Below are 10,489 nucleotides of genomic sequence, written 5' to 3'. Positions count from 1 at the left end.
CATCCGGCTGGCGGATAATCGCCGGATGCGCACATCGACTTCCAAGTTCTGCCTGCTGGCCGTTGCCGGCCTGTTCGCCACCCCGTTGCTGCACGCGGCGACGATGCAAGGTCGCGTCTGTCTCGATCCAGGCACGGCTGCATCGTGTCCCGCCAGCGCGAAGGGCGTCGCTGACGTCGCCATCTCCAACGGTCGCCAGATCGTTCGCAGCGATGCCGATGGGCGCTACAGCATTGAAGTCGAGGATGGGGATACCGTGTTCGCGATCAAGCCGGCGGCGATGGCGTTCGCCAATCGCGCCAACGGCCTGCCGCGCTTCTGGCAGCACTACGCGCCGAACGGCTCGCCCAAGCTGAAATACGGCGGGATCGCACTGTCGTCGTCCCTGCGGTTCGATGTCGCGCTGCGACCGCTGGGCAAGGTGCCGGGCGCGCTCGACATGCTGGTGTTCGGAGACCCGCAACCGAAATCCGTGAAGGATGTCGGCTACTACGACCGCGACATCGTCGCGTCGCTGGTCGGACACACCAATACGCGCCTGGGCATTTCGCTTGGCGACATCGCCAACGACGATCTTTCGTTGTATCCGGCGATCAACGCCGTCACCACGCGCCTGCACCAGCCGTGGCTGCACGTGCCGGGCAACCACGACATGGATATCGATGCCGCCGGCGATGCCCACGCACTCGATTCCTTTCGCAACGTCTTCGGTCCCGACACGTACGCCTGGCAGGAACCGCAGGCCAATTTCATCGTCCTCGACGACGTGGTGATGACGCCGGGCAAGGCACCCGGTTACATCGGCGGCTTCCGCGACGACCAGTTCGCCTTCCTCGAGTCGGTGCTGCCGACGCTCGATCGCAACCGACTGCTGGTGCTGTCGATGCACATTCCGCTGTTTGAGCCAGCCGGAAAGGACACGTTTCGCGATGCCGACCGCGAGCGCCTGTTCGCGCTGATCAAGGATTTCCCGCAGGTGCTGGTGCTGAGTGCGCATTCGCACGCGCAGCAACACTGGTTCCACGACGCATCGACCGGCTGGCATGGCGCGCAACCGCTGCACGAATACAACGTCGGCGCCGCCTGCGGTGCGTTCTGGTCGGGGGTGAAGGATGCTGCCGGCATTCCTGCATCGACCATGTCCGACGGCACGCCGAACGGTTACGCGACGCTGCACATCGAGGCCGATGGCCACTATGCGCTGGCCTACCATCCGGCGCGCGATCCCGCCGATACCCAGATCGGCCTGCATGCGCCGAAGGTGCTGCGCAAGGGCGCGTATCCGGCCTGGGGCGTTTACGCCAACATGTGGATGGGCATGGCCGATACGAAGATCGAGTATCGCGTCGACAACGGTCCATGGAAGCCGATGACGCGCGTCAACCAACCCGATCCGGCGTTGCTCGCCGAGAACATGCGCGACGACGAGGCTTCGCGCCTGCGTGGCTACGATCGCTCCCCCGAGGCGACGCCGTCGCCGCATCTGTGGCGTGGTGCCTTGCCGACCGATCTTGCCGTCGGCGAACACCGCATCGAAGTGCGGGCACGGGATCGCTGGCGCGGCGAGGTCAGCGCGACGACGCGCTATCGCCTGGAAGACGCGAAGCCCTGAGGCTCAGCCACGCACCGACCAGCAGCAACGCGATCGCGACGGCCTGGATCCAGTGCGGTTGCGCGCGACCGCTGACGACCAGCAGCAAGGTCGACAGCAGCGGCGCGAGGTAGGACAGTCCGCCCAGAAGGGCGATGTCGCCGCGTTTGGTGCCACCGTCCCAGAGCCAGAACGCCGCGCCGACCGGACCGATGCCCATCGCGATCATCGCCAGCCATTGCGCAGTGGCAATAGTGCGCGACGGTTCGAACATGAGATGCGCGAACACACCGAGGATCGCCACGCCGATGCATGCGGGCACGATCGCGGTGCTCGGCACATGCGCAAAGCGGCGATTGAGCACCGAATATCCAGCCCAGACCAGCGCGGCGGCGATCGCTGCGAGATAGCCGGAGCTTGCGGCGGGATCGACGTGGATGCCGCGGCCACCGGTGACCAGCAAGGCTGCGGCACACAAACCGAGTGCGGCACCGACGATGTTGCCGCTACGCAGGTGGACGCCGGGCAGCAAACCGGAGAACAGCACGATCAGCAGCGGCCAGAGATAGTTGAGCAGGTTGGCTTCGACCGGCGGCGCGTGTTTGAGCGAAAAGAAATACAGGGCGTGGTAGCCGAAGAGGCCGGCCGTCGACAACGCCAGCGCAGGCAGCGGCGCCCGCATCGACTGCAGGCCGCGCTTGCCCTGGCGCAGGACGTGCAACAAACCGACGATTCCGCCGCAGGCGAAGCTGATCGCCAGGACGAGGAAGGGCGGCAGATCACCGGTCAGTGTCGTCAGCAGGGCCAGCGACGACCACAGCAGGATCGCGACGAGGCCGCCCAGCGTGGCCTTGCGATCAATCGTGACCGACATGCAGGCGCTTCTGCTCAGCGTGGATCGATCGCGGCGAAACTCTCGACGCGGGCATGGCCATGCGTGGCGTCGCCGCTGCGCGGTTGCGGGTAGTCCTCGCGACGATCGAGCAGCACCGTGCGCATGCCAGCTTCGCGCGCGGCATCGAGTTCCTCGACGACGTCGGACAGGAAGACGATGTCCTGCGCTGGGCGGTCGAGGCGTTCGACGATGCGGCGATAGCTGTCGGCATCGCGCTTGTGGCCGACTTCGGTGTCGAAATAGTTCGAGAACAGCGGCGTCAGGTCGCCGGCATCGGAATGGCTGAACAGCAGTTTCTGCGCCGGCACCGACCCCGAGGAATACACCGCCAACGGATGTCCGGCGGCATGCCATGCGCGCAGTGCCGGCGCCACGTCCGGGTACAGCGGCGCGGTGAAATCGCCGCGGGCATAGCCGGCGTTCCAGATTATGCCCTGCAGCGCCTTGAGCGCGGTGTGCTTGCGATCCTCGTCGATCCAGCCCTGCAGCGTCTCGACGATCATCGCGTCCTGGCACATGGCCCCGTGTTCGGCTGCGACCTGGTCGAGCAGGGCGCGCACTTCCGGATCGTTGCCATGCGCGGCGACGAAGGCGGGCAGGCGTTCGCGCGCATAGGGGAACAGCACGTCCTTGACGAAGGAAATCGAGGACGTGGTGCCCTCGATGTCGGTGAGAATGACCGATCTCATTTGCCAGGCGCCTTGATGTATTCGCTGCGACGGAAACGCAGCGCCGACCAGTCTTCGTCGATCGCGACCATCCGCACCGTGTCGAATCCGGCATCGCGCAGCACCGTCCAGCCGGAATCGCGATTGAATTCGCAGCGATAGCGCTTCGAGCTGCCCTTGGGATAGGCGATCCACAGTTGCGCATCGCCATCTGCGGCTTTCGTCAATGCACGGCTGGCCTTGTCCAGTTCGTCCTGCGTCACGGCGAACGCCAACGCCCAGGCGATCTTGCCGCGCGCGTCGCGCTTGATCTCGACGCCATCGAGCGCGGCGAGCTCCGGCTCGAAACTCTCGGGCGCATTCAACACGTGGATGCGCTGCAGCGTCCCGAGGTTGAGTTTCTTGAACAGGGGCGTCACGGTTCAGTGCTTCTCGTAGCGCGGGAATTTCTGCGCGATGTCGCTGCCGGTGAAATAACCGATCCAGCCATCGGGTTCGGTGAAGAACCGGATCGCCACGAATTCTGGCGCTTCGCCCATGTCGAACCAGTGCGTGGTGCCATCGGGCACGGCGATCAGGTCGCCCTGTTCGCACAGGATCTCGTAGACCTTGTCGTCGACGTGCAGGGTGAACAGTCCCGATCCGGCGACGAAGAAGCGCACTTCGTCTTCCTTGTGGTAATGCTCTTCGAGAAATTTCGCGCGCATCTCGGCGCGGTTGGGATTGTCCGGCGCGATGCTCACCACGTCGACCGAGCGGAAGCCGTTGGCGTCGACCAGGCGATCGATGTCGGCGCGGTAGGCATCCATGATCGTTTCGGGCGAATCACCCGCTTTTACTGGTGCAGTCGCCTGCCACTGCTCGAAATCGACCTTGATCGGTTTCAGCAGGCGCGCGATCCCGGCGTGGTCGTGGCTCTCTTCCAGCACCGTCTCCGGCGCATCGGCAGCGAAAATCCGCAGTCGGCTCATCGTCTCGTCCTCAAGCGCGCAGTCGGCGCATTTCCAGCTCGCAGCCGAGCATGAACTCGAACGCGTCCAGGTGGCGACGGGCTTCGGCGATGTCATGGCCCCAGGCATAGAGGCCGTGGCCGGCGATGAGATAGCCCCAGGTGTTCGGCTTGGTCAGTACCGCGTCGACGCTTGCGGTCAGTTCGTCCATGTCCTGCGAATTCGGCACCACCGGCAGGTCGAATTCGGTCTCGTGGGTGGTGTGGCCACGCAGCGCCTTGAACAATTCGTAGCCATGCAGCGGCACGCGGCCTTGGGCTTCGTACAGCAAGCCGGCGATGGTCTGGGTCGGCGAATGGGTATGCAGCACCGCGCCGACTTCGGGGAAGCGGCGGTACAGGTGCGTATGCAGCGCCGCTTCCGCCGACGGGCGATGGTGGGTCGCGACCGGTTCGTTGGCCATGTTGACCACCATGATGTCGGCCTCGGTCAGGCGCCCCTTGTCCTTGCCGGAAATGGTGATGGCGGCGTGTTCCGGCCCCATGCGGATCGAGAAGTTGCCGGCCGTGGCCGGGGTGAACCCCTTGGCCGCCAGCTCGCGGGTATGAGTGATGATCTGGGCGGCGCAGCCGGCGTACAGGTTATGGTCGAAGGCGGGCGTATTCATGCCCCCAGTGTAGCGATTGCGGGTGTCATTCCAAATGACGATTCCGTCGATCGAAATGGCGTTCAGTCGGGTTTGCGCTGCTGCCCGTAGTGCTTGAACTTCTCCAGCACCTGCGCCATTTCCTCCGGCGGCAGGTTGCGGGTGGGGCCGAGCGTGCGCGCCAGCATGTACTGGCGGGCAAGGTTCTCGACTTCCTCGGCCAGCGCATAGGCGTCGGCCAGGGTCTTGCCGGTGGTCACCTGCCCATGGTTCGCCATCAGGCAGGCGCGCAGGCCGCCAGCCAGCGCATGGAGGACGTTGTCCGACAACTCGCCTGTGCCGAAGGTGGCGTAATTGGCGCAGGGAATGCGGTCGCCGCCGGCCACCGCCACCATGTAGTGGAAGGCGGGGATGCCTTCGCCCAGGCAGGCCAGTGCGGTGGCGTGGGTGGAATGGACGTGGACCACCGCATTGGTGTCCGGGAAGGCGCGGAGGATGTCACAGTGGAAGCGCCATTCGCTGGACGGGAGCAGCTGTCCCGGCGGGCAGCTGCCATCGAGGTCGAGATAGACGATGTCCTCGGGCAGCAGGCGGTCATAGGCGCGGCCGGTCGGGGTGATCAGCAGGCCGTCGCCCCAGCGCAGGCTGGCATTGCCCGACTTGTTCAGCGACAGGCCGCTGGCGTTCATCGCCCGGCAGTGGTCGATCAATGATTGCCGGGCGGCGCGCTCGTGGTCGTGCATGACGCGGATCTCAGCTTTGCTTGTGCTGCTTGCTGTGGCGGTAGCCGTAGAGGAAATAGATCAGCAGGCCGATCACCGTCCACGCGATCATCAGCGCCCAGTTGTGCGCAGTCATGGTCGACAGCAGAATCAGGCAGCTGACGACGCCGGCGATGCAGATCGGCCATGCGCCCTTGATCCGGAACGGACGCGGCAGGTCGGGCGCGGTACGACGCAGCACCAGCACGCCGATGCACACGGCCGCGAAGGCGATCAGCGTGCCCATTGAGGTCAGGTCGCCCAGAATGTCGAGCGGGAAGATCGCCGCCAGCAGCGCGATGCCGATGCCGGTGATCACGGTGTTGATGTGCGGCGTCTTGTACTTGTCGTGGATGCGGGTGAAGACCGGCGGCAGCAGGCCGTCGCGCGCCATGATCATGAAGATGCGCGGCTGGCCGATGATCATCACCAGCACCACCGACGACAGTCCGATCAGTGCGCCGATCTCGACCACGATGCGCAGCCAGCCCAGTTGCGGATGCGCGGCGACCGCGGTCACGACGGGCTCATCCGTGCCAAGCATGGTGAAGGGCACCAGGCCGGTCATCACCGCCGCCATGCCGATGTAGAGCACGGTGCAGATCGCCAGCGACAGCAGCATGCCGATCGGCATGTCGCGCTGCGGGTTGCGCGATTCCTGCGCCGCGACCGACACCGCCTCGAAGCCGATGTAGGCGAAGAACACCATCGCCGCGCCGCGCAGAACGCCGTCGAAGCCGAACTTGCCGTGGCCCTGCGGCTCGGGGATGAAGGGATGCCAGTTCGCCGTATCGATATAGCGCCAGCCGGCGATGATGACGAGGATGATCAGGCCGCTCTTGAGCGCGACCATCGCGGTATTCATCGCCGACGACTTGCGGATGCCGACGTAGCACAGCCAGGTCAGCGCCAGCACGATGCCGGCGGCGGGCAGGTTGGCGATCGCGCCGGTGGGTTTGAGCTTGGCGTCGAGCGGCGCGTTGACCAGTGCGGCCGGCAGGTGGATGCCGAAATGATCGAGCAGGCTGAGGAAATAGCCGGTCCAGCTCACCGCGACCGCCGATGCCGAGACGCCGTATTCGAGGATCAGCATCCAGCCGATGAACCACGCCGCCAGTTCGCCCAGCGTCGCGTAGGTATAGGTGTAGGCGCTGCCGGAGACCGGCACCATCGCCGCGAATTCGGCGTAGGCCAGCGCGCAGAAGGTGCAGCACAACGCCGCCAGCACGAACGACAGCATGATCGCCGGACCGGCATGCTGGGCCGCAGCCTGGCCGGTGATCACGAAGATGCCGCCGCCGATCACCGCGCCGATGCCGAGTGCGGTCAGGCCCCAGGGGCCGAGTGCGCGATGCAGGTCCATCTTCTGCGCGTCGCTGGTGACGGCCGTCGGGTGTTTGGTGGCGAACAGTTGCTTCATGTCATGCGTCCGGAAAGTTCTTGTCGTCCTGAATGCAGAAGGCCGGCAACAAGGCCGGCCTTCGTGCGTGCCGCGCGATTACTGTGCGTTTTCGCGGGCGAGGTGGCTGCGCTTGCTGCCGTAGAGCGCGTAGAGGATCAGCCCGGCAATGCCCCAGCCCACGAAGAACTTCAGGGCAAACGAAGACAGATTGGTGAACAGGATCACGCAGCCAAGGGCCGCCAGCGGGCAGATGATCCAGGGCAACGGCATGCGGAAGGGGCGTGCGCGATTCGGCTGGGTCTTCCGCAATACCAATACGCCGATGGATACCATCGCGAACGCCAGCAAGGTGCCGGAGTTGGAGGTATCAGCCAGTTTGCCGACCGGCAGCAGGGCTGCGCAGCCAGCAACCACGATGCCGGTAAGGATCGTGATGACATGCGGAGTGTGGAACTTCGGATGCACCTTCGACAGCACGTCGGGCAGCAGGCCGTCGCGTGACATCGTGAAGAAGATGCGGGTCTGGCCGAACATCATCATCAGGATCACGGAGGGCAGGGCAAGACCAGCAGCAATGCCGATCCATTTGCCAGCTCCCGGCCAGCCGATCACGCGCAGCACGTGAGCCAAAGGCTCCTTGCTGCAGACCAGCGCGTTCGAACCAACGCAAGCAGCTGCTTGCGCAGGGCTGCCGGGATCGAGCGCGACGCCATTCGGGCCGAACATTGGCTGTGAGCCAACTGAACCCACCGCTCCATATCCGACCAGCAGATAGAAGATGGTGCAGACCACCAGCGAACCGATCAGGCCGATCGGAATGTTGCGGTTGGGGTTCTTGGTTTCTTCCGCAGCGGTTGAAACGGCGTCGAAGCCGACATAGGCGAAGAAGATCGAGGCCGCCGCCCCCAGCACGCCCATACCGTTTGCGCCAACCCAACCAGTTGGCAGGAAGGGATGGAAGTTCTCGCTCTTGGCAGCCGGGACCGCGATGGCGATGAAGGCGGTGAGCGCGATGATCTTGATGGCCACCAGCACGGCATTGACCTTGGCGCTCTTGGAGGTGCCGATGATCAGCAGCACCGTGACCACGAAGGCGATCAGGAAGGCCAGCAGGTTGAACACACCACCCGACATCGGGCCAGCCTGCAGCGCAGCGGGCAGGGCCAATGCGCCGGGTTGCACGAGTCCGAACAGGTCGGTGTTCTTCAGCAAGCCGTTCACATAACCCGACCAGCCCACGCACACCGTCGCCGCGCCGATGCCGTATTCCAGGCCGAGCGCCCAGCCGACGATCCACGCGACTAGCTCACCGAACACGCCGTAGCTGTAGGTGTATGCCGAACCCGAGACCGGGATCATCGAGGCGATTTCGGAATAGGCGAGGGCCGCCAGTCCGCACACGATCGCCGCGATCACGAAGGCGACCATCATGCCGGGGCCGGCCTTCTGGCCTGCTTCGGCGGTCAGCACGAAGATGCCGGTGCCGATCACGGCACCGATGCCGAGCAAGGTGAGTTGGATCGGTCCGAGTTGGCGCTTCAGCGCCTTCTTTTCCGCGGTCTCGAGAATCTTGTCGAGCGGCTTGACGCGCCAAAAAAGCATTCGTGCTTCCCCCTGCTTGGGTTGGTTCGGTGGTGGATGGCGACACCGGGTCGCCACAAAACTGACCGACCTTAACCGCATTTCACATGGCGGCACAAGCGCCGTCCGGCATGGTAGGACGCTTGCCTGCACGTCTGTTGCGATGCACCATGCAGTGATGACGACGCCACTCGCCGATGCCTTGCGCATTCATGCCCGTCGCTTTCCGGAGCAATCCGGATTGGCCGACGACTACCTGAAACTCATTGAGGAAGGTGAACATGCCTTCGTCCGCGAGCGTCTGAACGGTCATTTCACCGGTTCGGCATGGCTGGTCAGTCGCGATGGCCGGCGCGCGCTGTTGACCCATCACCGCAAGCTCGATCGCTGGTTGCAACTCGGTGGCCACGCCGATGGCGACATGGACCTGCGCACGGTCGCGTTGAAGGAGGCGGAGGAGGAATCCGGCCTGACCGGCTTGACTGTCGACGACGACATCTTCGATCTCGACAAGCACTGGATTCCCGAACGCGGCGACGTGCCCGGGCACTGGCATTACGACGCGCGTTACGTCGTGCGCGCCGGCGACAACGAAGCCTTTGTCGTCAGCGACGAATCGAATGCATTGGCCTGGCGCGAGATCGCGGAGATCGCCGCCGATCCCTCGGCGGACGAATCCTTGCGACGCATGGCGCAGCGCTGGCTAGAACAGCACGCGGGTGCGTAGCGTCCCCGGAATCGCCGACAGTTCGCTGCGCAGATCGTTCGACTGCAGCGAGTCCACGCCGACATCGATCACCACGTAACCCAGCTGCGGATCGGTGCGCAGGTACTGGCCATCGATGTTGATGCCGCGCTTGCCGAAGATGTCGTTGATCGCCGAAAGCACGCCCGGCACGTTGCGATGGATGTGCAGCAAGCGATGGCTGCCGGCGTGTTCGGGCAGGCTCACTTCCGGGAAATTCACCGCCGACAGCGTGCTGCCGTTGTCGCTGTAACGCAGCAGCTTGGCCGCGACTTCCAGTCCGATATTGTCCTGCGCTTCCAGCGTGCTGCCGCCGATGTGCGGCGTCAGGATCACGTTGTCGATTCCGCACAAGGGCGATTCGAAACGGTCGCCGTTGCTTTCCGGTTCTTGCGGAAACACGTCGACCGCGGCGCCACCGACATGGCCGGCGCGCAGGGCATCGGCGAGGGCGTCGATGTCGACCACGGTGCCGCGCGATGCATTGACCAGATGCGCACCCGGCTTCATCCGCGCCAGTTGCGCAGCGCCGAACATCAGCTTGGTTGCCGGCGTTTCCGGGACGTGCAGGCTGACCACGTCGGAACGTTGCAGCAGGTCGTCGAGATCGGCGGCAGGGCGTGCATTGCCGAGCGCGAGCTTGGTTTCGATGTCGTGGAACAGCACCTGCATGCCCAATGCCTCGGCAAGCAGGCCGAGCTGGGTACCGATGTGGCCGTAGCCGATGATGCCCAGCGTCTTGCCGCGCGCTTCATGGCTGCCGGTCGCCGACTTGCTCCAGCCGTTGCGATGGCATTGCATGTTCCGTGCGGGAACGCCGCGGAACATCATGATGATCTCGGCGATGACCAGCTCGGCCACGCTGCGGGTATTGGAATAGGGCGCGTTGAACACCGGCACGCCCATGGACTTGGCGGCGTTGAGGTCGATCTGGTTGGTGCCGATGCAGAAGGCGCCGACGGCCATCAGCTTGCGGGCTTCGGCCAGCACTTCCGAGGTCAATTGCGTGCGCGAACGCAGGCCGACGATGTGCGCCTCGGCGATCCGGCGTTTCAGCTCGTCTTCCGGCAGCGCTTTCGCGTGCTCCTCGATGCGGGTATAGCCGGCGGAACGAAAGGCTTCGGCAGCACGCGGGCTGACGCCTTCCAGCAGCAGGACCTGGATATCCTGGCGAGGGAACGAGGTTTGTTGTGCCATGCAGCATCATGGCACATGAATGGCGTTTGCGGGCACCGACCGCGGGTGGCAGG

The 10,489-nt window shown here is 64.7% G+C and carries 11 protein-coding genes; 2 read left to right on the top strand and 9 right to left on the bottom strand.

Annotated features, from left to right (window positions below; genetic code table 11):
• The first annotated feature begins 25 nt into the window (after window positions 1-25).
• Entirely contained in the window at window positions 26-1,612 is a 1,587-nt protein-coding gene (locus tag ABE093_RS12455) for a calcineurin-like phosphoesterase C-terminal domain-containing protein (RefSeq protein ID WP_430761232.1), read from the top strand.
• Here ABE093_RS12455 and yddG read toward each other — a convergent pair.
• From yddG to ABE093_RS12415, 8 genes are all read right to left on the bottom strand, one after another.
• The gene (gene yddG / locus ABE093_RS12450) at window positions 1,569-2,465 is read right to left on the bottom strand and encodes an aromatic amino acid exporter YddG (protein WP_430761231.1); all 897 of its coding nucleotides are present in this window, start codon (window positions 2,463-2,465) and stop codon (window positions 1,569-1,571) included. The genes ABE093_RS12455 and yddG overlap by 44 nt on opposite strands.
• Before the next feature lie 14 nt (window positions 2,466-2,479).
• Complete coding sequence (mtnC, locus tag ABE093_RS12445) at window positions 2,480-3,175, bottom strand: acireductone synthase (protein ID WP_430761230.1); 696 nt, start codon at window positions 3,173-3,175, stop codon at window positions 2,480-2,482.
• On the bottom strand, window positions 3,172-3,573 hold the full coding sequence (locus ABE093_RS12440) for a hypothetical protein (protein WP_430761229.1): 402 nt from the start codon (window positions 3,571-3,573) through the stop codon (window positions 3,172-3,174). The genes mtnC and ABE093_RS12440 overlap by 4 nt, the downstream gene beginning before the upstream one ends.
• A 3-nt stretch (window positions 3,574-3,576) precedes the next feature.
• Window positions 3,577-4,125 carry a 1,2-dihydroxy-3-keto-5-methylthiopentene dioxygenase gene (locus tag ABE093_RS12435; protein ID WP_430761228.1) on the bottom strand — a complete coding sequence of 183 codons (549 nt, stop codon included), beginning with the start codon at window positions 4,123-4,125 and terminating at the stop codon, window positions 3,577-3,579.
• 10 nt (window positions 4,126-4,135) lie between these two features.
• On the bottom strand, window positions 4,136-4,771 hold the full coding sequence (locus ABE093_RS12430; protein WP_430761227.1) for a methylthioribulose 1-phosphate dehydratase: 636 nt from the start codon (window positions 4,769-4,771) through the stop codon (window positions 4,136-4,138).
• A 62-nt stretch (window positions 4,772-4,833) separates the two neighbouring features.
• Window positions 4,834-5,493 carry a class II aldolase/adducin family protein gene (locus tag ABE093_RS12425; protein ID WP_430761226.1) on the bottom strand — a complete coding sequence of 220 codons (660 nt, stop codon included), beginning with the start codon at window positions 5,491-5,493 and terminating at the stop codon, window positions 4,834-4,836.
• A gap of 10 nt (window positions 5,494-5,503) precedes the next feature.
• A complete protein-coding gene (locus ABE093_RS12420; protein WP_430761225.1) occupies window positions 5,504-6,931 on the bottom strand; it encodes an amino acid permease in 1,428 nt (475 codons plus the stop codon).
• Between the two features lie 78 nt (window positions 6,932-7,009).
• Entirely contained in the window at window positions 7,010-8,515 is a 1,506-nt protein-coding gene (locus ABE093_RS12415) for an amino acid permease (protein WP_430761224.1), read from the bottom strand.
• 157 nt (window positions 8,516-8,672) lie between these two features.
• Between ABE093_RS12415 and ABE093_RS12410 the strand changes: the two genes are divergently transcribed.
• Entirely contained in the window at window positions 8,673-9,221 is a 549-nt protein-coding gene (locus ABE093_RS12410; protein WP_430761223.1) for an NUDIX hydrolase, read from the top strand.
• On the opposite strand, the gene serA is transcribed toward ABE093_RS12410, so the two are convergent.
• Window positions 9,198-10,436, bottom strand: coding sequence for a phosphoglycerate dehydrogenase (serA, locus tag ABE093_RS12405; protein WP_430761222.1), 1,239 nt, complete (start codon window positions 10,434-10,436; stop codon window positions 9,198-9,200). The genes ABE093_RS12410 and serA overlap by 24 nt on opposite strands.
• Window positions 10,437-10,489: the final 53 nt, after the last annotated feature.

Origin of the sequence: Solilutibacter silvestris (genome assembly GCF_050574925.1) — a bacterium.
In the GTDB taxonomy this organism is placed as follows: domain Bacteria; phylum Pseudomonadota; class Gammaproteobacteria; order Xanthomonadales; family Xanthomonadaceae; genus Solilutibacter; species Solilutibacter silvestris_A.
The sequence above is the reverse complement of the archived record's forward strand: the minus strand, read 5'-3'. Positions and strand labels throughout refer to the sequence as shown.

Excerpts from the sequence above, each read along its gene's own strand:
- ABE093_RS12455 (WP_430761232.1), top strand. The coding sequence starts at position 26 with ATGCGCACATCGACTTCCAAGTTCTGCCTGCTGGCCGTTGCCGGCCTG.
- yddG (WP_430761231.1), bottom strand. The coding sequence starts at position 2,465 with ATGTCGGTCACGATTGATCGCAAGGCCACGCTGGGCGGCCTCGTCGCG.
- mtnC (WP_430761230.1), bottom strand. The coding sequence starts at position 3,175 with ATGAGATCGGTCATTCTCACCGACATCGAGGGCACCACGTCCTCGATT.
- ABE093_RS12435 (WP_430761228.1), bottom strand. The coding sequence starts at position 4,125 with ATGAGCCGACTGCGGATTTTCGCTGCCGATGCGCCGGAGACGGTGCTG.
- ABE093_RS12430 (WP_430761227.1), bottom strand. The coding sequence starts at position 4,771 with ATGAATACGCCCGCCTTCGACCATAACCTGTACGCCGGCTGCGCCGCC.
- ABE093_RS12425 (WP_430761226.1), bottom strand. The coding sequence starts at position 5,493 with ATGCACGACCACGAGCGCGCCGCCCGGCAATCATTGATCGACCACTGC.
- ABE093_RS12420 (WP_430761225.1), bottom strand. The coding sequence starts at position 6,931 with ATGAAGCAACTGTTCGCCACCAAACACCCGACGGCCGTCACCAGCGAC.
- ABE093_RS12415 (WP_430761224.1), bottom strand. The coding sequence starts at position 8,515 with ATGCTTTTTTGGCGCGTCAAGCCGCTCGACAAGATTCTCGAGACCGCG.
- ABE093_RS12410 (WP_430761223.1), top strand. The coding sequence starts at position 8,673 with ATGACGACGCCACTCGCCGATGCCTTGCGCATTCATGCCCGTCGCTTT.
- serA (WP_430761222.1), bottom strand. The coding sequence starts at position 10,436 with ATGGCACAACAAACCTCGTTCCCTCGCCAGGATATCCAGGTCCTGCTG.